The 23,576-nt window shown below is 66.6% G+C and carries 21 protein-coding genes; 15 read left to right on the forward strand and 6 right to left on the reverse strand.

What is annotated here, in order from left to right; translation table 11 throughout:
- Nucleotides 1-48: 48 nt before the first annotated feature.
- The 3 genes from ACQP0C_RS29250 to ACQP0C_RS29260 all read right to left on the reverse strand — a co-directional run bounded on the left by ACQP0C_RS29250 (nucleotide 49) and on the right by ACQP0C_RS29260 (nucleotide 5,717).
- The gene (locus ACQP0C_RS29250; RefSeq protein ID WP_433725082.1) at nucleotides 49-1,353 is read right to left on the reverse strand and encodes an IS4 family transposase; all 1,305 of its coding nucleotides are present in this window, start codon (nucleotides 1,351-1,353) and stop codon (nucleotides 49-51) included.
- Nucleotides 1,354-1,551: 198 nt separating this feature from the next.
- Nucleotides 1,552-5,103, reverse strand: a complete 3,552-nt coding sequence (gene dnaE / locus ACQP0C_RS29255; protein ID WP_433725084.1) for a DNA polymerase III subunit alpha — start codon at nucleotides 5,101-5,103, stop codon at nucleotides 1,552-1,554.
- Nucleotides 5,104-5,318: 215 nt separating this feature from the next.
- Complete coding sequence (locus tag ACQP0C_RS29260) at nucleotides 5,319-5,717, reverse strand: DUF3052 family protein (RefSeq protein WP_433725086.1); 399 nt, start codon at nucleotides 5,715-5,717, stop codon at nucleotides 5,319-5,321.
- A gap of 138 nt (nucleotides 5,718-5,855) precedes the next feature.
- Here ACQP0C_RS29260 and ACQP0C_RS29265 point away from each other — a divergent pair, with 138 nt between their 5' ends.
- The 12 genes from ACQP0C_RS29265 to ACQP0C_RS29320 all read left to right on the forward strand — a co-directional run bounded on the left by ACQP0C_RS29265 (nucleotide 5,856) and on the right by ACQP0C_RS29320 (nucleotide 18,591).
- Nucleotides 5,856-7,055, forward strand: coding sequence for a histidine kinase (locus ACQP0C_RS29265; protein ID WP_433725088.1), 1,200 nt, complete (start codon nucleotides 5,856-5,858; stop codon nucleotides 7,053-7,055).
- A gap of 102 nt (nucleotides 7,056-7,157) precedes the next feature.
- Nucleotides 7,158-7,952 (forward strand): LytR/AlgR family response regulator transcription factor, encoded by a 795-nt coding sequence (locus ACQP0C_RS29270; RefSeq protein WP_433725090.1) that lies wholly within the window; start codon nucleotides 7,158-7,160, stop codon nucleotides 7,950-7,952.
- Nucleotides 7,949-8,317: a hypothetical protein gene (locus ACQP0C_RS29275; protein WP_433725092.1), complete on the forward strand. Its 369-nt coding sequence runs from the start codon at nucleotides 7,949-7,951 to the stop codon at nucleotides 8,315-8,317. Before ACQP0C_RS29270 ends, ACQP0C_RS29275 begins: the two co-directional genes overlap by 4 nt.
- Before the next feature lie 378 nt (nucleotides 8,318-8,695).
- On the forward strand, nucleotides 8,696-10,450 hold the full coding sequence (locus tag ACQP0C_RS29280; RefSeq protein ID WP_433725094.1) for a cation acetate symporter: 1,755 nt from the start codon (nucleotides 8,696-8,698) through the stop codon (nucleotides 10,448-10,450).
- Between the two features lie 145 nt (nucleotides 10,451-10,595).
- Complete coding sequence (locus ACQP0C_RS29285; protein ID WP_433725096.1) at nucleotides 10,596-10,952, forward strand: DUF485 domain-containing protein; 357 nt, start codon at nucleotides 10,596-10,598, stop codon at nucleotides 10,950-10,952.
- Nucleotides 10,949-12,586: a solute symporter family protein gene (locus ACQP0C_RS29290; protein WP_433725098.1), complete on the forward strand. Its 1,638-nt coding sequence runs from the start codon at nucleotides 10,949-10,951 to the stop codon at nucleotides 12,584-12,586. The genes ACQP0C_RS29285 and ACQP0C_RS29290 overlap by 4 nt, the downstream gene beginning before the upstream one ends.
- A 50-nt stretch (nucleotides 12,587-12,636) precedes the next feature.
- Complete coding sequence (acs, locus tag ACQP0C_RS29295; protein ID WP_433725100.1) at nucleotides 12,637-14,577, forward strand: acetate--CoA ligase; 1,941 nt, start codon at nucleotides 12,637-12,639, stop codon at nucleotides 14,575-14,577.
- Between the two features lie 116 nt (nucleotides 14,578-14,693).
- Entirely contained in the window at nucleotides 14,694-15,638 is a 945-nt protein-coding gene (locus ACQP0C_RS29300; RefSeq protein ID WP_433725102.1) for an extracellular catalytic domain type 1 short-chain-length polyhydroxyalkanoate depolymerase, read from the forward strand.
- 711 nt (nucleotides 15,639-16,349) lie between these two features.
- Complete coding sequence (locus ACQP0C_RS29305) at nucleotides 16,350-16,496, forward strand: hypothetical protein (RefSeq protein ID WP_433725104.1); 147 nt, start codon at nucleotides 16,350-16,352, stop codon at nucleotides 16,494-16,496.
- A gap of 387 nt (nucleotides 16,497-16,883) precedes the next feature.
- Nucleotides 16,884-17,540, forward strand: coding sequence for a hypothetical protein (locus ACQP0C_RS29310; protein ID WP_433725106.1), 657 nt, complete (start codon nucleotides 16,884-16,886; stop codon nucleotides 17,538-17,540).
- 16 nt (nucleotides 17,541-17,556) lie between these two features.
- Nucleotides 17,557-18,114, forward strand: coding sequence for a DUF6529 family protein (locus ACQP0C_RS29315; RefSeq protein ID WP_433734689.1), 558 nt, complete (start codon nucleotides 17,557-17,559; stop codon nucleotides 18,112-18,114).
- Nucleotides 18,115-18,135: 21 nt separating this feature from the next.
- On the forward strand, nucleotides 18,136-18,591 hold the full coding sequence (locus ACQP0C_RS29320; protein WP_433725108.1) for a Rieske (2Fe-2S) protein: 456 nt from the start codon (nucleotides 18,136-18,138) through the stop codon (nucleotides 18,589-18,591).
- Between the two features lie 66 nt (nucleotides 18,592-18,657).
- Here ACQP0C_RS29320 and ACQP0C_RS29325 read toward each other — a convergent pair whose 3' ends face one another.
- Nucleotides 18,658-19,125, reverse strand: a complete 468-nt coding sequence (locus ACQP0C_RS29325; RefSeq protein ID WP_433725110.1) for a VOC family protein — start codon at nucleotides 19,123-19,125, stop codon at nucleotides 18,658-18,660.
- A gap of 124 nt (nucleotides 19,126-19,249) precedes the next feature.
- On the reverse strand, nucleotides 19,250-20,203 hold the full coding sequence (locus ACQP0C_RS29330) for a hypothetical protein (protein ID WP_433725112.1): 954 nt from the start codon (nucleotides 20,201-20,203) through the stop codon (nucleotides 19,250-19,252).
- Nucleotides 20,204-20,292: 89 nt separating this feature from the next.
- On the opposite strand from ACQP0C_RS29330, the gene lspA reads away from it, so the two are divergent.
- The 3 genes from lspA to ACQP0C_RS29345 all read left to right on the forward strand — a co-directional run bounded on the left by lspA (nucleotide 20,293) and on the right by ACQP0C_RS29345 (nucleotide 22,634).
- Entirely contained in the window at nucleotides 20,293-20,985 is a 693-nt protein-coding gene (gene lspA / locus ACQP0C_RS29335) for a signal peptidase II (RefSeq protein ID WP_433725114.1), read from the forward strand.
- Between the two features lie 64 nt (nucleotides 20,986-21,049).
- Nucleotides 21,050-21,976: an RluA family pseudouridine synthase gene (locus tag ACQP0C_RS29340; RefSeq protein WP_433679503.1), complete on the forward strand. Its 927-nt coding sequence runs from the start codon at nucleotides 21,050-21,052 to the stop codon at nucleotides 21,974-21,976.
- The gene (locus tag ACQP0C_RS29345; protein WP_433725116.1) at nucleotides 21,969-22,634 is read left to right on the forward strand and encodes a hypothetical protein; all 666 of its coding nucleotides are present in this window, start codon (nucleotides 21,969-21,971) and stop codon (nucleotides 22,632-22,634) included. The genes ACQP0C_RS29340 and ACQP0C_RS29345 overlap by 8 nt, the downstream gene beginning before the upstream one ends.
- Nucleotides 22,635-22,685: 51 nt before the next feature.
- On the opposite strand, the gene ACQP0C_RS29350 is transcribed toward ACQP0C_RS29345, so the two are convergent.
- On the reverse strand, nucleotides 22,686-23,504 hold the full coding sequence (locus tag ACQP0C_RS29350) for a PhzF family phenazine biosynthesis protein (RefSeq protein WP_433725118.1): 819 nt from the start codon (nucleotides 23,502-23,504) through the stop codon (nucleotides 22,686-22,688).
- Nucleotides 23,505-23,576 lie beyond the last annotated feature (72 nt).

Here is a 23,576-nt window from a genome sequence, read left to right on the forward strand (position 1 = left end):
GGTGTGGGCTAACCCCAATGCCGCTCACATAGGCCGGTTGGGCTGTCGTCAACCGCTGTTGATCGTGATGTTGATCGTGATCTTGTAGCTGTTTCGGTCGATGTTGCCTTTGGCGCGGTGTTTGGAGATTGCGCGTTTGACGATGCGGGGGCATGTTCGCTGGCGGCGGGCGGGCAGGAGGTGGTCGAGCACAGCGTGGCCGATCGTGCCGATGAGGTCGATGGTGGTGCCTGCGATGATTCCGGCTGCGAGTATGAGCTGGTCGCGGGCGGTGTTGAGAGCGATGCTGAAGCTGGCTCGGTCGGGTGTGGTGCCGGTGGTGACGGTGGCATCGGTGATGGCGATGCGCAGGGCTTGGTAGGTGATGAGCAGGGCGTAGATCTCTTGGGCGATGCCGTCGGGAGTGCGGGCTCGCAGTACTCGTCCACCGAGGATGGTGGATTTCAGTTCCAGGTAGGAGGTTTCGATCTCCCATCGCTGGTGATACAAAGACACCAATTCGGGTGCGGGGTAACGCTTGTGGTCGGTCAACGTGGTGATCAGCAGGTAGCGTTCTGTGCGGGCAGGGCCGCCGGATTGGTGGACGAGGATGGTCGCCGCGATCACGCGGACGGTGGTGGTGCCGATCCGCGTGAGCCACGAGTTGTCGCCGCAGCGGCCGGTCATGGGGAGTTTCCGGTTGTTGCGGCAGCGGAACAGCAGATCGGCTCCGGTGCCCGCGACGGCGCCGATGAGGTCCGCGGCGGCGAAGTTGCGGTCGGCCAGTAGCAGCATGTCGTTGCCCAGGCAGCCCAGCAGGGGTGGTGCGTAGGTGATCTCGCCGACGCTGGGCGTCCCGAACACGGCGTCGATCACGGTGCGGGTGCCGCAGGCGACCACGGCCAGCAGCCGCAGCATCGGATACCCGGACGGGCCGTTGCCGCCGCCGGCGTGACCGTAGGCGGCCACGTTGGCGGGGCTGTCGGGGGTGAACATCGAGGTGCCGTCGATCGCGCACACCAGCAGGCCCCGCCACCGGGCCGCACCCGCTGCGGGGCCCTTGATCAGGTCGAACAACGCACGCAGCGGTGCGATGCCGATCCGGCGGCGGGCTTGGGACAACGCCGAGGACACTGGATCGGCGACCGGCACACCGGCCAGGCCCGCGGTCATCCGCGCCCACACCTGCTCGTAGCCGAGCTCGGCGAACAACACTGCGGCCAGCAGCAGATACACCACCACCCGCGACGGCAGTGCCCGGACCCTGGCCTGCACCGCCCGGGTCGACTCCAGCACCGCGTCGACCATCTCGAACGGGATGATCCGGGTCAGTTCTCCCAGGTGACCGGGTGCGAAAGCCCCTGTGGCTACCACTGATTCACGTTTGATGACACACTGAGCAGACAGCGGAACTCCAGCTTGAAGGATTGTCTTGGCCGACGAACCTTCTCTACTAGAGTTCCGCTGTTTTCATCTCACGACACCCAGCACCGCAACCGAATTCGCAACCCCTGCTCACTCACCACCACGACTTGACAGCCAGGTCACCGGCCTATGTGAGCGGCATTGGGGCTAACCCGCGAGGCAGCCGGGGCCGAGCAGGGCCTTGAGGTCGCCCATCAGCGCCGAGGACGGCGAAACGCGTAGGCTATCGGCCAATTTCCACAGTGACGTGTTGTCACGCGCGCCCACATGGCGGATGTGGACGTCAGCGGTACCCGGATGTCTGGACAGGATGCGCTTGAGTTCGCCGATCTTGTCGGGGGTGCAAAGGCGCGTCGGCATGACCACCGCCAGCGGCTTGGCCACACCGATCGAGGACAGGTCGGGGACGGCGAGATCGTTGGCGATCAATGAGATTCGATCATCGCGCACCGACACCCTGGCCTTCACCAGGACGACCGCGTCCTCCACCACATCCGCGCCGTAGACCGAATAGGCCTGCGGGAAGAACAGCACCTCGATACCACCGGTCAGGTCCTCGATCTGCGCCGAGGCCCAGGCCAGGCCGTTCTTGTTGATGCGGCGGTTGACCGAGGCGAGGATGCCGCCGATGGTCACCTGGGCGCCGTCCTTGATATCGCCCTCGAGAATGGCCGGAATCGGCGTATCCGCCTGTGCCGCGAGCACATGTTCGACGCCGTTGAGCGGATGCCCGGACACGTACAAGCCGAGCATTTCGCGCTCCAGCGCCAGCTTGTGCTTGGTCTCCCACTCGTCCTCGGGCACCCTGACATTGAAGACCGAGGCCACCGATTCGTCGCCGTCGTCCAACCCGCCGAACAGGTCGAACTGGCCGATCGCCTCGGCCTTCTTGGTGGACATCACCGCATCGATGGCATCGGAGTGGATCAGCAGCAGACCCTTGCGCGGATGTCCGAGCGAATCGAATCCGCCTGCCTTGATGAGGGATTCGGTGACCTTCTTGGTGCAGGCGATGGCGTCGATCTTGTTCAGATAGTCGGAGAAGTCGGTGAACTTCGACTTGTCCTTGCGCGCCTGGATGATCGAGGTGACGACGTTCGCGCCGACATTGCGCACCGCGCCGAGGCCGAACCGGATGTCCTTGCCCACCGAGGCGAAGTTCAGCTCGGATTCATTGACGTCCGGCGGCAGCACGGTGATGCCGAGGCGGCGGCAATCCGACAGGTAGACCGCGGCCTTGTCCTTATCGTCTCCGACGGAGGTGAGCAGGGCCGCCATGTATTCGGCGGGATAGTTCGCCTTGAGATACGCGGTCCAGTAGGAGATCAGGCCGTAGGCGGCGGCGTGCGATTTGTTGAACGCGTAACCGGCGAACGGCAGGATGGTGTCCCACAGCGCCTTGATCGCGGGCTTGGAGAAGCCGCTCGCCTGCATACCCGCCTCGAAGCCCTCGAACTCCGCGGCCAGCACCTCGGCCTTCTTCTTACCCATCGCGCGGCGCAGAATATCGGCTCGACCGAGCGAGTAGCCGGCGACCTTTTGCGCGACGTGCATGATCTGCTCTTGGTAGACGATCAGACCGTAGGTCTCGCCGAGAATGTCCTCGAGCGGCACCTCCAGCTCCGGATGGATCGGCTTGACTTCCTGCCGGTCGTTCTTGCGGTCGGCGTAGTCGTTGTGCGCGTTCATGCCCATCGGGCCGGGGCGGTACAGCGCGCCGACGGCGACGATGTCCTCGAACGCGGTCGGCTGCATGCGGCGCAGCAGATCGCGCATGGGCCCACCATCGAGCTGGAATACGCCGAGAGTGTCACCGCGCGAAAGCAATTCGTAGGTGCGCGGATCGTCGAGCGGCAACCGGTCCATATCCAGATCGATGCCGCGGTTGGCCTGGATATTCTCCAGCGCGTCACCGATCACCGTGAGATTGCGCAGACCGAGGAAGTCCATCTTGAGCAGGCCGATGGCCTCACAGGACGGATAGTCCCAGCCGGTGATGAGCGCACCGTCCTGGGGCCGCTTCCACACCGGAATGGCGTCGGTGAGCGGATCGCAGGACATGATGACCGCGCAGGCGTGCACACCCGCGTTGCGGATCAGACCCTCGAGGCCGCGCGCGGTCTCGTAGATCTTCGCGACGTCCGGATTGCTCGCGATGAGTTCGCGGACCTCGGCGGCCTCCTTGTACCGCTCGTGCTCGGGATCGGTGATACCGGACACCGAGATGTCCTTGGCCATGATCGGCGGCGGCAGCGCCTTGGTGATCTGGTCGGCGATGGCGAAACCGGGCTGGCCGAACAGCACTCGCGCCGAGTCCTTGATGGCGGCCTTGGTCTTGATGGTGCCGAAGGTGATGACCTGGGCGACCCGGTCGGTGCCCCACTTCTCACTCGCGTAGCGGACCATCTCACCGCGGCGGCGATCGTCGAAGTCGATATCGATATCGGGCATCGAGACGCGCTCGGGATTGAGGAAGCGCTCGAAGAGCAGACCGTGCGGAATCGGGTCGATATTGGTGATGCCCAGCGCGTAGGCGACCAGCGAACCGGCCGCCGAACCACGACCGGGACCGACGCGGATGCCGACGTCGCGGGCGTGGTTGATCAGGTCGCCGACGACGAGGAAGTAGGCCGGGAAGCCCATCTCCAGGATGACGCCGATCTCGTACTGGGCCCGGTCCAGGTATTCCTGGGGCGCGCCGTCCGGGAAACGGCGCTGCAACCCGAGGTCGACCTCGCGGCGCAGCCAACTGGCCTGGTCGTGCCCCTGCGGCACCGGGAAGATCGGCATCCGGTCGCGGTGCTGCCACACCTCGTCGTAGGACTGCACCCGCTCGGCGATCAGGAGGGTCGAATCGCAGGCGCCGGGCACCTCCATATCCCAGATCGCCCGCATCTCCTGCGCGGACTTCAGGTAGTAGCCATCGCCGTCGAACTTGAAACGCGTTGGGTCGCTGAGGGTTTTACCGGTCTGGATGCACAGCAGCGCCTCGTGATTGGTCGAGGCGTCCTTGGTGACGTAGTGGCAGTCGTTGGTGGCCAGCGGCCGGATCCCGAGCTTTTTGCCGATCTCGAGCAGCCCCTCGCGGACCCGGCGCTCGATGGACAGGCCGTGGTCCATGATCTCGAGGAAGAAATTGTCCGGCCCGAAGATCTCCTGCCATTTGGCCGCGGCCTCCAGGGCCTCGCGGTCGTGGCCGAGGCGCAGGCGGGTCTGCACCTCACCCGACGGGCACCCGGTGGTGGCGATGATGCCCGCGGCGTGCTCGGCGATGATCTCCTCGTCCATGCGCGCCCACTTGCCGAGCTGGCCCTCCAGCGAGGCGAGCGAGGACAGCTTGAACAGGTTGTGCAGGCCGGTCGCGTTCTCCGCGACCATCGTCATGTGCGTATACGCACCGGAACCGGAGACGTCGTCGCCCTTCTGGCTCGGATCACCCCACTGCACGCGCTTGGTGTCGAACCGGGAACCCGGCGCGATGTAGGCCTCGATCCCGATGATCGGCTTGATATCGGCCTTCTTGGCGGAGTTGTAGAACTCCGAGGCGCCGTACATATTGCCGTGGTCGGTCATGCCGACCGCGTTCATTCCCAGCCGGTTTGCCTCGGCGAAGAGCGGAGAGATTTTGGCCGCACCATCGAGCATGGAGTACTCGGTGTGATTGTGCAGATGAACGAACGATCCGGACGAGGCGGCCAAGACGGTCCTTCCTCCCAAGGTCTCGACGGGGGTTGGTGTAGCGATTCTAGGGGTCCCCACCGACGAGTTCGGCCCTGCCGCGCCGGGCTCACGCAGGTGCCCGGCGTGTCGGTGGTGAAGATCACCGGCGCGTCTCGGGACCCACTATTGCGGCTGTCCGATTTCCGCGACAGTGGGGTGGTCCGCGGATCGCTCGACAGTACGCGAGCCCGCGATCACGTGCGCTTGCGCCAGACGAATTTCAAACCGGACCAATCGTTGTCGAGTGCGGCCACCTTCACATCGACGACGCCGACGGGGAGCAGCAGCTCGCGCAGATCGTTCTCGGCGATATCGCTGACGTGCCCGCCTGCCTTGCGCGGCCAAGCGATCCACAGCATCGCGCCCGGCCTCAGCCGGGCGGCGAGTTGCGGTGCCTCGTCCGCCAGGTCGGCATGTTCGCGATAGAACGCCAGGACAACATCCGCGCCCTCCGAATCGTCGGCGGCGATCGCGACATCCGGCGGCAGATCGGGAATCCGCCAGCGCGCTGGCGCATGACACAGCGCCACCCGGTGACCTGGTTTGATGCCGATCTTCTTGACCAGAGGAGTCCCGGAGTAGCCCGCCGTCACGGGAAGACTGTATCGGGCGGGCACTCGACGTGCCGCCCGGCGAATCTACGATCTGCGCTGTTGACCCCCCGGTCGGTGAGGTCATGACGATAATCGGGCGATGAGTTGGCAGCGGCAGATGCGCGCGATGGGTCCGCGATGACGACCGCCGTCATCGCGGTCGTCGCCGGTGCGGTATTGGTCGTCGGCGCGCTGCTGGTCTGGTCGCGAACCCGGCGGATGGTGACCACTCCGGCCGAGCGGGCGGTGTATACCGCGCTGCATACGGCGTCGCTGGCCGCGCGTCCATTGCGGCAGGGGCTGACCGATCGGTCCGCCCAGGAAGCCGCACCGCATCTGCGGGCGCTCACCGGGGCCGATGCGCTGGGGGTCGCCGATGCCGACGGCATCCTGCTGGCCTGGGACGGGCCGCATTCGGATCTGGCCGAGCCCTTCGCCGACGCGGCCCGGCGGGCGGTCGCGACCGAACGACCGGTGCTGGTGTCGGGGCCCGGTCGGGGTGAACATGCCGGGCGCACGCTGATCGCGCAACCGCTGCTCATGGAAAATGCCGGGGTGGCAGGGGCTTTGGGAGTGGTGACCACCGGGAAGCCGGAGCCGGGACGGCTGGGCGCGGTCGCGGAGGTGGCACGATACGCCTGCGGGCAGCTGGAATTGGCGGAGTTGGACGCGTCGCGGGCCCGGCTCGATCGGGCCGAGGTGCGGGCGCTGCGGGCGCAGATCAGCCCGCATTTCATCTACAACGCGCTCAATACCGTGGCATCGTTCGTGCGTACCGATCCGGACCGGGCGCGCGAACTGATCCTCGAGTTCGCGGACTTCACCCGGTATTCCTTCCGCGCCGCCGGGGAGTTCACGGTGCTGTCCGACGAACTGCGCAATATCGAGCGCTATCTAGCGCTGGAACGCGCCCGGTTCGGTGACGCGCTGGAGGTGCGGTTGCAGATCGCACCCGAGGTGCTCGGCGTCGTGCTGCCGTTCCTCGCGCTGCAACCGTTGGTGGAGAACGCCGTTCGACACGGTTTGGCCGGAGCGGCGCGCGGCGGCACCGTGACCATTGTCGCGGCCGATGCGGGCACCGACTGTGTGATCAGCGTCGAGGACGACGGGATCGGGATGGATCCGGATGTGCTGCGCTCCGGCGCGCTCGATGCCATCGAAACCGGTACCGGCCCAGCGGGTTCCGGCGAATCCGCACATGTGGGTCTGGCCAATGTCGACGACCGCCTGCGCGCCGCCTTCGGCAATGACTACGGACTGATCGTGGAGACCGCCCCCGGCGCGGGCACCAAGGTCAGCCTCCGGGTCCCGAAATTCCGCGCGGGCATCCAGGCCTGAGCGCCCGGCCGTGGATGTGCCGCCGATTTCATCCTGGCCGTTTTCACCTGGTGCGGATATCCGAACCGACGGCGCGAACGCGGCATTTACCATGGAACGACTGTGACCCGGACCACCGACCAGTCCGCCGCCGCATTGCGAGTGCTCGCCGTGGACGATGAGAAGCCAGCTCTGGACGAGCTGGTCTATTTGCTGCGCGCGCAACCGGGCGTCGGGGATATCCACAATGCGCATGACGCGACCAGCGCGCTGCGGCTGATGCGGGCCCATCCGATCGATGCGGTGTTCCTCGATGTCAATATGCCCGGGCTGGACGGGATGGAATTGGCGGGGATTCTGTCCGAGTTCGCCAATCCGCCCGCCGTGGTCTTCGTGACCGCGCACGATGACCGGGCGATCGCGGCATTCGATCTCGGTGCGGTGGACTATCTGCTCAAACCGCTGCGCGAGGCGCGGCTGGCCGAGGCGGTGCGCCGGATCGCGGGGGCGCGCGGTGCCGCACCGGCCGCCGCACAACCGCAGGCCGATCCCAGCGAGGTCATCCCGGTGGAGTTGGGCGGGGTCACCACATTGGTGCACCGGTCCAGCGTGAGCTGGGTGGAGGCGGACGGCGACTACGCAAGGCTGCATACCAGCGCGGGCTCCCATCTGGTGCGGATTCCCTTGTCGGCCTTGGAATCCCGCTGGGAGAACGCCGGGTTCCTGCGGGTGCACCGGTCCTATCTGGTGGCGCTGCGGCTGGTGACCGGGCTGCGCACGGTCGGCAATGCGACGGTGGTCCGGCTGCGGGCCGACGGCCGGGCCGGGGCGGTGGAACTGCCGGTCAGCCGCCGGCAGGTGCGCGAACTCAAGCAGCGCCTGGTGCACGGGCCACGCCAGCAGTGGACGAATCCGTGACCACACCGCAGCAGCGTCCGACCCGCCAGCGCGTTGTGCTCGCTGAACGCCGCGGCGCGCGCCGCGCGCGGACCCGCACCGAGGTGGTCGAGCAGACCGAGATCGGTGCGGCGCTGATCGGTGGGCTGATCCGGGCCCAGCTGGGGCTGGCGCTGCGGGTGGGGTTGGTCATGGTCCTCGTCTTGTGTTCGCTCCCGGTGCTTTTCCGACTCGGCTCGACCGGATCGTTGGTCCTGCTCGGGGTGCGGCTGCCGTGGTTGCTACTCGGCGTCGCGGTTTATCCGGTGCTGTACGGGGTCGGGCGGCTCTATGTTCGGCTCGCCGAACGCAATGAGCAGGACTTTCTGGAATTGGCCGAGGACTGAACCAATGCCTCGCGCCACAGCACCACTCGACCACCTCCGCCCCGTCGAATACCCACACGCGACTAGTCAGATAGACCGACCCCCGATCGACAGCAACGAACGAGGCCGCACCACAGCACCACTCGACCACCTGCGCTCCGCCGAACACCCACACGCGACTAGTCAGATAGACCGACCCCCGATCGACAGCAACGAACGAGGCCGCGCCGCAGCACCGCCCGACCACCTCCGCTCCGCCGAGCATCCACACGCGACGAGTCGGATGGACAGACGCTCGGTCGGCAGGAACGAGAGGGGCCGGGCCGCAGCACCGCTGGCCCCTGGACACCGGCCCAGCCGGGAGGCTGCCGGACCGCACGGCACCGGCCGGGGCATGCCGTGAACACCCCCACGGCCCCGGCGCTCACGGTGCTCGCGCTGCTGTTCGCCGCATTCGCTACGGTCGCGATCGGCGTCTACGGTGTCCGGCTGGCGCGCACCACCTCTGATTTCCTGGTCGCCTCGCGCAGCGTCGGGCCGCGCTGGAATGCCGCGGCGATCTCCGGTGAATACCTTTCGGCCGCTTCATTTCTCGGCGTTGCCGGGCTGATCGCGAAGTACGGCGCGGACGCACTGTGGTATCCGGTCGGATTCACGGCGGGATATCTCGGTCTGCTGTTGTTCGTCGCGGCTCCGCTGCGGCGGTCCGGGGCGTATACCGTGCCGGACTTCGCGGAGTTCCGGCTCGGGTCGCTGCGGCTGCGCAGACTGGCGGCGGTCGTGGTGGTGCTGGTCTGCGGGGTGTACCTCATCCCACAGTTCCAGGGCGCGGGGTTGACCTTGCACATTCTGTTGAATGTGCCGAAATGGGTCGGCGCGGTGGCGGTCGGCGCGATCATCATCGCCAATGTGGCCGGCGGCGGCATGCGGTCGATCACGCTGGTGCAGGCATTCCAGTACTGGTTGAAGCTGACCGCGGTGGCGATTCCGGCGCTGGTGCTGCTCGGGCATTTCCTGGCCGAGGATCGCGAACTCGGCACCCCGGCTCCCCCGGTGGTCACCGAGCGCACCACCGTGGATGTCAGCACCGGCGTGGTGGTTCGCGTCGATGCGCCACAACAGGTTTCGATCACCGGCACACTCGACGGACGCGCGGTGGACGGTCCGGTCCTGCTGACCCCGGGTGGGCACGAACTGGCAGCGGGCACCGAATTGACCTTGGAGCCGGGCTCCGCCGTACCGGTGGTGGCCGGAGCGCCGACCGACGGCGCGGCCTGGCTGGCACCCGGCGGCGGATTCGGCGGCGCGCATCCCACCTATCAGGTCTATTCGTTGATCATCGCCACATTTCTCGGCACCATGGGACTTCCGCATGTGCTGGTGCGCTTCTATACGAATCCGGATGGCCGGGCGGCACGCACCACCGCGCTCGCGGTGATCGGCCTGGTCGGATTGTTCTACCTGTTCCCCATTCTGCTCGGGGTATTCGCGCGGCTGTATGTGCCGCAACTGCTGATCACCGGCACCTCCGATGCCGCGGTGGTGCTGCTGCCCGGTTCCGTGCTCGCGGGCCTGCCAGGCCAACTGTTGGCCGCCCTGGTGGCCGCGGGTGCCATCGCGGCATTCCTGTCCACCTCCTCCGGTCTGCTGGTGAGCATCGCGGGCGTGCTCAGCACCGATATGCTGCGCGGGCGGATTCGCGATTTCCGGGCCGCCGCGCTGTTCGCCGGTGCTGTGCCACTGGGCCTTTCGCTCACCGTGGTATCGCTGGATCTGTCCCGCACTGTCGCCCTTGCCTTCTCGGTGGCCGCCTCGACGCTGTGTCCGCTGCTGGTGCTCGGCATCTGGTGGCGCGGCCTGACAGCGAAGGGCGCGGCGACCGGACTGATCGTCGGCGGATCGGCGGCGGGCGCGGCGACGGCGGTATCGGTGACCGGCGGTATCTCCGATGGACTCGCGAACGGCTGGCTCGCCGCGATACTCGGCTATCCCGCGGCGATCAGCGTGCCACTGGCATTCGCGGCGATGGTGCTGGTCAGCAAGCTGACGAAGGGGCAGAGCGCGCGCCGGATCGGGCGCATCTTCGTCCGCATGCACGCACCCGAGCGGCTCGGCATGGGCGCCGACCGGGAGCGGGTGCTGCGGTCGAGCTGACCACCGACCGTTCGTCGCGGCCAGCCGACCGTTCACCGCACAATCGGGCGCCTTCGCGGAGTGACCCACGCCACATCATGATTCGTTCACGAAGGTCCCCTTATGGTCGGCGGGTAGTAAGCCACGTCACAAGCTAGGACCCGAGATGACCAGTACCGACATCGATGACGTCGCCCCGCGACGCACGCCGAGCGCCGAGGATTTCGCCGCCGTGCAATCGAGTCCCCAATTCCAGGAATTGCGAAGTCGGTTGCGCCGCTTCGTCTTTCCCATGACAGCGCTGTTCCTGGTCTGGTACCTGAGCTACGTGCTACTCGGCGCCTACGCCCACGATTTCATGGCCACCAAGGTCATCGGCGACATCAATCTCGGCCTGCTGCTCGGCCTCGGTCAGTTCGTGTCGACGTTCGTCATCACCTGGCTCTACGTCCGGTTCGCCAATAAGGAACTGGATCCGCGCGCCGCGTCGATCCGCAACTACCTCGAGGGAGGCCAGGCGTGAGCCAGCAGTATCTTGCCGCCGCCGCGACGGTCGGCAATCCCGCCGCGAATATCGCCATTTTCGGCCTCTTCGTGGCCATCACGATGGTCGTGGTGATCCGCGCCAGCCGCAATAACCGCACCGCCGCCGACTACTTCACCGGCGGGCGCGGCTTCTCCGGACCGCAGAACGGCATCGCCATCGCGGGCGACTACCTTTCCGCCGCAAGCTTTCTCGGCATTGCGGGCGCCATCGCGGTGTACGGCTACGACGGATTCCTGTACTCCATCGGATTCCTGGTCGCCTGGTTGGTCGCGCTGTTGCTGGTCGCCGAAATGCTCAGGAACACCGGCAAATTCACGATGGCCGATGTACTGAGCTTCCGGTTGAAGGAAGGTCCGGTCCGTACCGCCGCCGCGCTGACCACCCTCGCGGTCTCGCTGTTCTATCTGCTGGCGCAGATGGCGGGCGCAGGCGGTCTGGTCGCGCTGCTGCTCGATATCTCCGACAAGACCGGACAGAGCATCGTGATCGCCGTGGTCGGCGTGCTCATGATCGTCTACGTGCTGGTCGGCGGCATGAAGGGCACCACGTGGGTGCAGATCATCAAGGCGGTGCTGCTGATCACCGGCGCGGCGCTGATGACCGTGATGGTGTTCGCCAAATTCGGCTTCAACTTCTCCGATATCCTCGGCTCGGCCCAGGATGCGGTGCACGGATCCAAGTCCAAGGGCGTGGCCGCCCGCGACGTGCTCGCCCCCGGCGCCCAGTACGGCGGCAGCGCGACTTCGAAGCTGAACTTCGTATCCCTCGGCCTGGCCCTGGTGCTCGGCACCGCGGGTCTGCCGCATGTGCTGATGCGCTTCTACACCGTGCCGACCGCGAAAGAGGCACGCCGCTCGGTGGTTTGGGCGATCGGCCTGATCGGCGCGTTCTACCTGTTCACCCTGGTGCTCGGCTACGGCGCGGCTGCCATTGTCGGACCGGACCGCATTCTCGCCTCGGCGGGCGGGCAGAATTCGGCGGCGCCGCTGCTGGCCTTCGAACTCGGCGGCGTGGTCCTGCTCGGCATCATCTCGGCGGTTGCCTTCGCCACCATTCTGGCGGTCGTCGCGGGTCTGACCATTACCGCGTCGGCGTCGTTCGCGCACGATATCTACGCCAGCGTGCTCAAGAAGGGCAAGGTCGAGGAGAACAAGCAGGTCAGGGTTTCCCGGATCACCGCGGTCGTCATCGGTGCGCTGGCCATCGGTCTCGGCATCCTGGCCAACGGCCAGAACATCGCATTCCTGGTGGCGCTGGCCTTTGCGGTCGCGGCGGCGGCGAATCTGCCGACCATTGTGTACTCGCTGTTCTGGAAGCGGTTCAACACCACCGGAGCGCTGTTCAGCATGTACGGCGGCCTGATCTCGACCATTGTGCTGATCGTGTTCTCCCCGGCGGTATCCGGGACGAAGACCTCGATGATCCCGGGTTCGGACTTCGACTGGTTCCCGCTGTCGAACCCCGGAATCGTCTCCATCCCACTGGCCTTCGTGCTCGGTGTGGTCGGCACCTTCCTCGGCGGAGGGAGGCCGGAGGATCCGGCGAAGCGGGCCGAGATGGAGGTGCGCTCGCTCACCGGTGTCGGCGCGGAAAAGGCGGTCGTGCACTGAACCTGCGACCGAGCCTGCCGCCCTTGTTGTTTCGATAGGAGAGATCGACGTTGACCAGTGCAACCACCGACCGTGACTCGACCACCGACACTGCCTACCCGCCGGATCCGGCGTTCGCCGCGGACGCGAACGCTTCGCATGCGCTGTACGAAGGCGCCGCCGATCGGCTGGAGTTCTGGGCCGAACAGGCTCGGCGGTTGCACTGGCAGCAGCCGTGGACCCAGATCCTCGACTGGAGCGACGCACCGGTCGCGCAGTGGTTCGTCGACGGCAAGCTCAATGTCGCCTACAACTGCGTGGACCGGCATGTGCTCGACGGACACGGCGAGCAGGTGGCCATCCACTGGGAGGGCGAACCGGGCGACTCGCGCGATATCACCTACGGCGAGTTGCTCGCCGAAGTCTCAAGGGCGGCAAACTATCTCACCGAACTCGGGCTGCGGACCGGCGATCGCGTCGCCATCTACATGCCGATGGTTCCGGAGGCCGTCGTCGCGATGCTGGCCTGCGCTCGGCTCGGGCTCACACATTCGGTGGTGTTCGCCGGTTTCTCCCCCACCGCCCTGCGCCAGCGCGTCGATGACGCCGGTGCGCGGCTGGTGATCACCACCGACGGTCAGTGGCGGCGCGGTACGGCCGCGCCGCTCAAGGCCGCCGTCGACGAGGCGCTGGCCGACGGTGCGCACACCGTCGAACACGTCCTTGTGGTGCGCCGCACCAATATCGAGGTCCCGTGGACCGAGGGACGCGACCTGTGGTGGCACGACACCGTCACCGACGCCGCCCCCGATCACGAGGCGCAGGCCTTCGATGCCGAGCATCCGCTGTTCATCCTCTACACCTCCGGCACCACCGGAAAGCCCAAGGGCATTCTGCACACCACCGGCGGCTACCTGACCCAGGCGTCCTACACCCACCACAACGTCTTCGATCACAAAGCGGGACAGGACATCTACTGGTGCACCGCCGATATCGGCTGGGTCACCGGACACACCTACATCGTCTACGGACCACTGTCGAACCGCACCACCCAGGTCATCTACGAGGGCACACCCAACTCTCCCGATGAGCACCGGCATTTCGACATCATCGAAAAGTACGGCGTCACCATCTATTACACCGCACCCACACTCGTGCGGACCTTCATGAAGTGGGGCCGCCAGATACCGGACGCGCACGATCTGTCGAGCATCCGGCTGCTCGGCAGCGTGGGCGAACCGATCAATCCGGAGGCCTGGCGCTGGTACCGAGAGGTGCTGGGCGGCAACCGGACTCCCATTGTGGACACCTGGTGGCAGACCGAGACCGGCGCCATCATGATCTCCCCGCTGCCCGGTGTCACCGCCGCCAAACCGGGTGCGGCCATGACCCCGCTGCCCGGCATCTCCGCGAAGATCGTCGATGACGATGGCGTCGAACTCGACAATGACCGTTCCGGACTGCTGGTCCTCGACCAGCCGTGGCCCTCGATGCTGCGCGGCATCTGGGGCGATATGGATCGGTTCCGCGCGACCTACTGGGACCGATTCGCGGAGCACGGTTGGTATTTCGCCGGCGACGGCGCAAAGCTCGACGCCGACGGCGATCTCTGGGTGCTGGGCCGGGTCGACGATGTCATGAATGTCTCCGGGCACCGGATCTCCACCGCCGAGGTGGAATCCGCGCTCGTCGGGCAGGCGTCGGTCGCGGAGGCCGCGGTGGTCGGCGCGAACGACGCCACCACCGGCCAGGCCATCGTCGCCTTCGTCATCCTCACTGCGGGTGCGCACAATTCCGGTGCTGCGCTGATCGGTGAGCTGAAAGCCGCTGTCTCCCAGGAGATCAGCCCCATTGCCCGCCCCAGGGAAATCCATATCGTCCCGGAACTCCCGAAAACCCGCAGCGGCAAGATCATGCGCCGCCTACTCCGCGATATCGCAGAGGGTCGCGAACTCGGCGATACGTCGACCCTCGTCGATCCGAAGGTCTTCGAGGCCATCGCGCGCAGTTAGGCGACGCTCCCGGGCGGACCCGGCCACCGCAATGATGAGGGGGACCGGGTCCGCCCCGCCGCGTCGACGGACACACGATCGCCGCGGAAGTTCAGTGCCCGGCTAGTATTCCCGGCGTGCGAATTGCCGCGCTCCGTCGCTGCGCTGTCGTCGGCGCCTTCCTGATCGCCACCACTTCCCTGCTGCTCGGTGCACCGCGCGCACAAGCCCAGATCGATAAACGCTGCTATACCAACGCCGCGGGCACCCGCTGCTACTACCTGCACATACCGCCGGGCAGCAGTGCGGGTCGGCCGCTGATGGTGTACCTGCACGGCTGCGCCGACCCGCTCGCCGACGACCGGCCGACCGGATTCTCGCTCACCCAGGTCGCCGACGAGATGGGCTTCGTGCTCGCCTATCCGATCCAGGATCGGGCGGCCAATAAGGAATTCTGCTGGAACTGGGACAAAGCCGAGAACCGCGAACGCGGCCAGGGCGAGCCGTCCATCATCGCAGGCATCACCACCACGCTCATCGATGAATTCCAACTCGATCGCTCGCGCATCTATCTCGGCGGGTACTCCGCGGGTGGTGCGATGACCACCGATCTGGGTGCCACCTACCCGGACCTCTACGCGGCGATCGCGCCGATGGCCGGTGCGCCCTACCGATCCGAGCTCAGCGGCCAGCTGATCATCGATGCGATGAGTACTCGCGCCCGCACGATGCCGACGTATTTTCTGCAGTCCCTCTTCGACGAGATCAGCAACTACGTGATCGGCCGCAGCAACCTCGCGCAGTGGCGCGAGGCCGATAACCTCGCGGATCCGGGTTCGGTGCCGACCGTGCCGACGCGTCAGGAGGTTCTCGTCGCCGGACCGGGTCTCCCGATCCCACTCACCGCCGAGCACTACGACAGCCCGCGCGGATGTGAACTGGCGCAGTTCACCACACCGCTGCTCTCCGAGCACATGATCGGGGCACGCATCGTTCAAGACGACGGGGGCATCGAGGTTCAGCGCAACCTGATGCGTTTTCTGCTCGCCCACCGCATGCCCGCACCGCACGAGGCCTGTTAGACGACGAAGGCGTCTCGCGCGCGGGCCGCTCGCAAAGCCGTTGCCCACCAGGTGAGTTGGTCCACCGCGGCGCACACTGCCGCTTCGAGTTCGGGGTCGCGGCGGGGACAACTGCCGTCGGCGGCGAAGCGCTGCGGTCAACGCCCTCGCGTGGTACTGGCTCCTACGCGGCCGATTCGGTGAAGCACGACGCTGGCTCGCCGCCGCCCTAGCATTGACCGACTCCGGCCAGCGCAGTTCGGGCCAGAGCGATCCGGTCAAGCCCAGTTCGCCGCAGAACAATACGGCCAAGCCCAGTTCGCCCCAGAACAATACGGCCAAGCCCAGTTCGCCCCAGAACAATACGGCCAAGCCCAGTTCGCCCCAGAACAATACGGCCAAGCCCAGTTCGCCCCAGAACAATACGGCCAAGCCCAGTTCGCCCCAGAACAATACGGCCAAGCCCAGTTCGCCGCAGGCGACGCAAAGCGCTTCGGCGCAGGACATTACGGCGCAAAACGATGCGCCCCAGAGCGGTTCGACCCAAGGCGATTCGGGGCAAAGCGATTCGGCGCGCGGCGATGCACCCCAAGGCAGCGATGCACCCCAAGGCAGCAGTTCACCCGGAGACGACTCGGCTGGAGGAGACTCACCCCGCACGATTCAGCGCAGCTCGATTCGCGCCAGAACGATTCGCGCAAGGGCGAGCCGCCCCAGAGCAGTTCGGCGGAATTGCGCGCCCGCGCGCTGGCGTGGGACCTCGGGTTCGCGTTCCAGCAGGGTGAATTCGCCGATGGGGCGGCGCGGCGGGCGGCGGTGTTCGCCGCCTTCGACGGTGTCGACAATCCGGTGGGGCGGGCGCGGGCGGCGGCGATCTGACCGGCGCGATGGAAATCCACACCGAAGCATTGGGTTTGGCGCAGGAGCTGGAGCTGTGGGGGCAGGTCTGCACGACAGCGACACCTCAGCCCGGTCGGTAGCATCCTCAGCGCACTCACGGGCCTGTCCACGCCGCTGCCGGGTTTCCACGTCCGACCGCGATGCTGGCACCGCCCGGCAGTCGCAGTGAGCTGAATCCAACAACATCTGACCGCAACGGATTCGCCCTGGTAAAAGGCTCGCCTGACTGACCGATCGGTAAGAACCGACACGTTCGGTGACACGCCGCTCGACGGTTGCCGCGAATATCGGTTTGAACCGCTGGGTGGGTCTGCCACGTAGACAATTCGAACAGCGGCACCTGCGGCCGCCCATCGAGGAGACCCTATGAAACGACTGGGACCGTGGCTCACCCTGGCGGCAGCGGCCATACTCGGCCTCGTCCTTGTGGGCATCAATATGTCCAAGGACACCGAACCATCGACGGCGAAGCCGAACACGGTGACAACCACCGCCGCATCCACGACGCAGGCACCGCCGATCCCCACGACGCCCGCGGCCGCGCCCTTCCCTGCCAAGGCCGACTACGTGGGCAAGATCCCGCTGGCCTCCGGCGGCACCATCACCCTGGAGATCACCGTCGCGGGCGATAAGGCCATCGCCTACGCCTGTGACGGCAAGACGATCGAATCCTGGCTGCGCGGCAGTGCGACGAACGGATCCGTGCAGCTCACCGGCAAGGACGACGCCAAATTGACCGGTGCCTTCGACGGTGAATCGGTGCAGGGCACCCTCTGGATCGGCGGCAAGCAGTGGAACTACACCGCCGCCCCGGTACAACCACCCGCCGGGCTCTATATCTACAACGAGGCCGGGACTCGCCAGAGCTGGATCGTCGACGCGAACGGTGGGGTCACCGGCGTCCAGCGCAATCCGGACGGCTCCACCGGACCGGCGGTCACTCTCGCGCCCGATGCGACGGCCGTCGTCAATGGCAAGAAGATCACGGCGAACAAGATAAGTGGTGGTGACAGTGTCGGCTGATCGAGAAGCGCCAACGATCCGGGCGAATCCGAGTCGGGCATCGGCTGCGGCCATCGTCATACCGCTGCTCATCGGCGCGGCGGTCTCGGTACTGCTCGGCGTCTACGCGAAACAGCATGAGCCACGGTTCTTTTCGATCAATGTGGCCGGATTCTCCAGCCCGCTTGCGGTGAAGACCTGGCTGGCCACCCTCGCCACCGCGCTCGCGCTGTTCCAATTCCTCTCGGCACTGGCCATGTACGGCAAACTCGACGCGCTGTTCACCAAGACCCCGCCGTGGATCGGCACCGTCCATGTGTGGTCCGGCCGCCTGGCCGTACTCGTCACCGTTCCGGTCGCCGTGCACTGCCTGTACGCATTGGGTTTTCAAGACTACGAGAAGCGCGTGCTCATCCATTCCCTGCTCGGCTGCTTCTTCTATGGCGCGTTCGTCGCCAAGATGCTGCTGCTGACCCGAAAAGGCCTGCCCGGCTGGGCCATTCCGGTTGCGGGCGGTCTGGTGCTGACCGGACTGACCGGCCTGTGGCTCACCTCGGGCCTGTGGTTCTTCCAGCACAACGGCATCACCTTCTGAACCCTCTGATCGGAGTCCGCTATGTCCAACGATGATCTCTTTCTCAACCGCCGCAGCATCGTGATCGCGGGTGCGAGCGCCGCGGCCGCCGCGGCCGCGCTCACCGCGTGCACCACCTACGGCAAAGAAAGCACTCCCCAGGCTCAGGCCCCCACACCCGCCGCAGGACCGTCCGGACCGAACGTGCCCGCCGGGCAACCGAATGCGATCGCGACCACCTCCGAGGTGCCGGTCGGCGGCGGTGTGATCAAGGGCGATGTGGTGGTGACCCAGCCTAGTGCCGGTTCATTCGTCGCCTTGGACTCGACCTGTACGCATGCGGGCTGCAAGGTCGCCAATGTATCCGGCGGCACCATCAACTGCGCCTGCCACGGCAGCAAATTCGGCCTCGACGGCTCGGTGGTCAACGGCCCGGCCACCCGGCCACTCGCCTCGAAATCGGTCCATGTCGAGGGCGACTCGATCGTGCTCGGGTAGGTCCCGCGCACATCGATTCCGGCCGCGTGGCAGATGGTCCGCGCGGCCTACCACCCCGAGCACAAGTCAGGCGCCGCCGAACAGTTCGGCCATCCGGCGGTCCATCTCGTCCGGCGGAACATCCTCGACATGGGTGGCCACGGTCCACCGGTGCCCCCACGGATCCTCGAACGCACCACTGCGATCACCGTAGAACTGGGTGGTCATGGGGGTGAGTTCCTTCGCGCCCGCGGCAAGGGCTGCGGCGAAGGCGGCATCGGCGTCCACGACGTAGACGTACAGGTTGACCGGTGTGCCGCCGACCGTCTTCGGGTCGAGGAAGTCCATATCGGGAGCCGGATCGCCGACCATGACGAGCGAATTGCCGAACATGAGTTCGCAGTGCGCCACCTTGCCCTCCGGTCCCGGCATGCGCATCCGCTCCGATGCGCCGAAGATGCGCTTGTAGAAATCTATGGCGGCGGCCGCGCCATCAATCGCCAGCCCGGGCGAGACCACCGGATATCCGTCAGGGATCGGTTTGACATCGGACATGGAATACCTCCGATCGAGGCGTTTGTCGGACAGGTGCGAGCCTATTCCCCGGATCCGACAAAAAGGCCTGGATCGGCGCTTTGATCTCACGACCTGCGGCTGCCCCGCAGGCCGCAGGTCGCCCTTATTCGTTCCAGGTGACCTGCGTATTGATCGTCTGCTGCAGCATGCTCGCGCTGCGCGGATCGCGGTAGGCCTGATGCCCGCCGACGGTTATGGTTCCGGCCACCGGCAGCGGCAGGCCGAGGTCGACGGTGATCGTGCCCGCGCCCCGCATGACGTAATCCTTGATGTCGAGCGTGCCCGCGTTATTGGGCAGCGACCACACCGGCGACTTCGGCGTCTGCGTCACCTCGAGTTCGATGGTCAGCCGGTCGCCGTCGCGCTTGGTCAGCGTCGCGGTGGTCACCTGGTCGAGCGCGACACCGCCGTCGACCTCTTGGCGCACCGTCCACACCGCGCCCTCGCCGACGGGTTGGTCCGGGAAGGTGATCGAACGGTAGACCGCCTGATAGAAGGCCTGTTCCAAGGCCGCGCGAGCGGCATTGGAGGTGTCCGGTGACGGTGCGAGGCGCAGCGCGGTGATCGCACCGAGGTCGCTCATATCGAATCCGGCGTGCGAACCGCCGGCTGCGGTGAGCGCCTTGGCCAGCGACGGGTCCGGGGTGGAGATGGTGCCGAGGGTCAGCTCGACACCATCGGCATCGGTCTGGGCCGTCATCGGAATCGTCAGCGCGGGCGAGGAGAAGTCGCTCGGCGGTTGATCATTGATCTGCTGCTCGATGTGATGATCGGTGCGCAGCGTCACCTGCTGCACTGTGCCCGCCGGATAGCCGGGACGCAGCAGCGACCGCGGCTCCTCGCCCGTCGAGATGACGGTGGCGACAGCGGCCGAGATCGGCACGGTCACTTCCTTACCGATGCCGAGCGGCTCGGTGCTGTCGGTTTCCACGCGCGCGTCGGAGCCGTCACTACAGCCGACGCCGAACGCGGACAGTCCGACCGCGAGCACCATCAACAACACACCCGAGCGCGCTATTCGGGGTATGTGGGGGGAAGACAACACCGTCACGAGCATCAGAGTACGACCGCTTCCTGAGTGTCAGCTGGGACATGCAGGTGACCGCGTGCGCAGGGCATGTCGTCACTCGAGAGATGATGGTCGACGTGAGTGATGACCGGCCGCCCGAGGACAACACCGACAATGGGGCGGTGCCGCCCAGCGACGAGACAGAAACGCCGACGCCAACCGCCGATTCCGGGAAGGCCGCCGCACCGCTGCGGCTACGCACGCTACTGATCATCGCCGCGGTATTGCTGGGTCTGGACCTGCTCACCAAGACCATCGTCGTCGCGAAGCTGACCCCGGGCGATCCGGTGCCGATCATCGGTGACTTCGCGCGGCTGTCGCTGGTACGCAACCCGGGCGCGGCGTTCTCCATGGCGACCGGCATGACCTGGCTGCTGACGCTGGTCGCCGCGGCGGTGGTGATCGGTGTGATCCGCATCGGCCGCACGCTGCGTTCGCTGTGGTGGGCGATCGGGCTCGGTATGGTGCTCGGTGGCGCGCTCGGCAATCTGGTCGACCGGTTGTTCCGTGCGCCGGGACCGCTGCAGGGCCATGTGGTGGACTTCATCGCGGTCGGCTGGTGGCCGGTGTTCAACCTGGCCGACTCCTCGATCGTCTGCGGCGCGATCTTGTTGGTGGTGCTGACGGTCTTCGGTTTCGAACCCGACGGCTCGCGCACCGGACACGGCCGCCACGAGGAGACCGCGACCGATTCTGCCGCGGCGCCGAAGGACGAACCGTCGGACAATGGCGCCGACGGTGCGGCAAGCAGCAAGGGGACGGCGGCATGAGCGAGCGAATCATGTCACAGCGGGCTTCGCGCATGCCGGAACCGAGCGCTGGCGAGGTGCAGGCATGAGGGAAACGCGGACCATGCCCGTACCCGACGGGCTCGACGGCATGCGCGTGGACGCCGGACTGTCCCGACTGCTCGGTCTGTCCCGCACCGCCGTGGCCACCTTGGCCGAGGAGGGTTCGGTGCAGCTCGACGGCGTCGCCGCGGGCAAATCGGATCGCCTGGTCGCGGGCGCCTGGCTCGAGGTCGAGTTTCCGGAACCCAAGCGCGAACTCACCATCGAGGCCGTCCCTGTGGAGGGGATGAAGATCCTCTATGCCGACGACGACATCGTTGCGGTGGACAAACCCGTCGGCGTCGCGGCGCATACCGGCGTCGGCTGGACCGGTCCGACGGTGGTCGGCGGACTCGCCGCGGCGGGCTACCGCATCTCGACCTCGGGTGCGCACGAACGGCAGGGCATCGTGCACCGGCTCGATGTCGGCACCTCCGGTGTGATGGTGGTCGCGCAGTCCGAACACGCCTATACGGTGCTCAAGCGGGCGTTCAAGCAGCGCACCGTCGATAAGCGGTATCACGCACTGGTGCAGGGACATCCGGATCCGAGCAGCGGCACCATCGATGCGCCGATCGGCCGGGCCCGCGGTGACGCCTGGAAGTTCGCTGTGACCGCCGACGGGCGACCGAGCATTACGCACTACGACACCGTCGAGGCGTTCCAGGCGGCGAGTCTGCTCGATATCCATCTGGAAACCGGGCGCACCCATCAGATCCGGGTGCACTTCTCCGCGATCCGACATCCATGCTGTGGCGATCTCACCTATGGTGCGGATCCGCGGCTGGCGGAGCGGCTCGGGCTGGAACGGCAATGGCTGCACGCGCGTTCGCTCGGGTTCAACCATCCGGTCGACGGCCGGTACCTCGAGATCACCAGCGAGTATCCGGACGATCTGAGGAACGCGCTCGACGTGCTGCGCAATGCCTGACTCGATGCTCTTGCGCCGCATCGCGATCGCCGTGGCGGCGGTCGGGTTCGCGGTGCTCATCGTGCTGCTCGGCGCGCTGAATCCGCCACGTCCATCCGGCATCTCCACCGACCGGCTCGGCCCCGAACGGGGCGAGCCGGTCGCGGATTATCTTGTGCGGGCCCGGGATTCGCTATCCGGCCCGGATACCAGTGATCACTGGGCACTGGTCTCGTTCACCGCACCGCTCACCCCCAACCAGATTCCGGCGCACAGCGGCGGCCTGCGCATCGCCGCGGCCAGCCACCACGTGTCGATCCCCCGCGTGCACACCCCGATCGTCACGGTCCAACTGCCCGCGGGCAATTCCGTCGCGGTCGCCTCCGCTGATAACGCCGCCTGGCAACTGCTGGCCGAACACCCCGCCGATGAGCGCACCAGTCGCATCACCGCGGTATCGGTGGCCCGCCTGCGCGCCGGATGCGCGTGCACCGTCGGTCTCGTGGTTCGCGGCCGACTCTCCGAACTCCGAAATCTGGCCGCCCAGAACGGGATCCGCGCCGTACAGGCGCTACCCGCCGACGCGGTCGCCACCAGCTTCGCCATCGTCCCGCTACTGCCGGAGTACGAGGACATCGCCCTGCCCGGCCCAGACGATGGCGCGATCCCGGATCAGTAGCGCGCGGCACCACTTATCGGTGCAGTAGGCGATGCGCTCGACTCCGTCACTTCAATCCGGCAGTGTCACAACACCATCCAGGTACCGACGGCACCGTCCGATGAGCAGCACCCGGTCGCCAGCGAGTTCACAGCGCAGGCTGCCGCCCCGCGCGGATAGCTGACGGGCACTGAGTTGGGCGCGGCCGAATTCGCGGCTCCACAGCGGAACCAGTTGGGCATGGGCCGATCCCGTGACCGGATCCTCGACCACACCGAGGTCCGGACCGAAGACCCGGGAGACGAAGTCGACGGTATCGCCGGGCGCGGTGATCACGGCGTCGAACGCGAGCGGCGGGAAGGCCGCGAAATTCGGCCGCGCCTCGCGCACCTCCCGTTCGGAGCCGAGCACGATCACCTCGTCGAATCCGGTGTACGCGCGCACCGGGCGCACACCGAGCGCGTCCACCAGTGCGGGATCGGGCGTGACCTCCTTGGATTCCAGGGCCGGTAGGTCGAGTACGTATTCGTCGTCATCGGTGCGGTCGACGTGCAGCCAGCCGCTGCGCGTGAAGAAGCTCACCCGGTCCTCGCCCGGGTGGATGTCCTCGAGGATCTGCGCGGCCGCGGCCATGGTGGCGTGGCCGCACATGTCCACCTCCATCGTCGGGGTGAACCAGCGCAGGTGACAGGCGGGCCATTCCCCGGGTGGCCCACCCGCCTCGACGGGTAATTGGGACGTATAGAAGGCGGTCTCGGCGAGGTTGTTCTCCTCGGCCAGCTGTTGCAACAGCTCGTCGGGCAGCCAGGTGGGCAGCGGCATGACCGCGGCTGGGTTGCCCGAGAACGGTGCGTCGGCGAACGCGTCGATCTGGTGCAGCAATACCTCCATAGTCGAGAAGGTACTCCAACCCCGAATGATCGCTTCGCACAAGGTATCTCGTGGCGCGGCGAGTCACCTGTC

Source organism: Nocardia sp. CA-129566 (assembly GCF_050956075.1).
GTDB lineage: Bacteria > Actinomycetota > Actinomycetes > Mycobacteriales > Mycobacteriaceae > Nocardia.

Coding starts and splice junctions, on each gene's coding strand:
- ACQP0C_RS29265 (WP_433725088.1), top strand. CDS start 5,856: ATGACGACCGCCGTCATCGCGGTCGTCGCCGGTGCGGTATTGGTCGTC.
- ACQP0C_RS29285 (WP_433725096.1), top strand. CDS start 10,596: ATGACCAGTACCGACATCGATGACGTCGCCCCGCGACGCACGCCGAGC.
- ACQP0C_RS29310 (WP_433725106.1), top strand. CDS start 16,884: ATGAAACGACTGGGACCGTGGCTCACCCTGGCGGCAGCGGCCATACTC.
- ACQP0C_RS29320 (WP_433725108.1), top strand. CDS start 18,136: ATGTCCAACGATGATCTCTTTCTCAACCGCCGCAGCATCGTGATCGCG.
- ACQP0C_RS29325 (WP_433725110.1), bottom strand. CDS start 19,125: ATGTCCGATGTCAAACCGATCCCTGACGGATATCCGGTGGTCTCGCCC.
- ACQP0C_RS29330 (WP_433725112.1), bottom strand. CDS start 20,203: ATGCTCGTGACGGTGTTGTCTTCCCCCCACATACCCCGAATAGCGCGC.
- ACQP0C_RS29340 (WP_433679503.1), top strand. CDS start 21,050: ATGAGGGAAACGCGGACCATGCCCGTACCCGACGGGCTCGACGGCATG.
- ACQP0C_RS29345 (WP_433725116.1), top strand. CDS start 21,969: ATGCCTGACTCGATGCTCTTGCGCCGCATCGCGATCGCCGTGGCGGCG.
- ACQP0C_RS29350 (WP_433725118.1), bottom strand. CDS start 23,504: ATGGAGGTATTGCTGCACCAGATCGACGCGTTCGCCGACGCACCGTTC.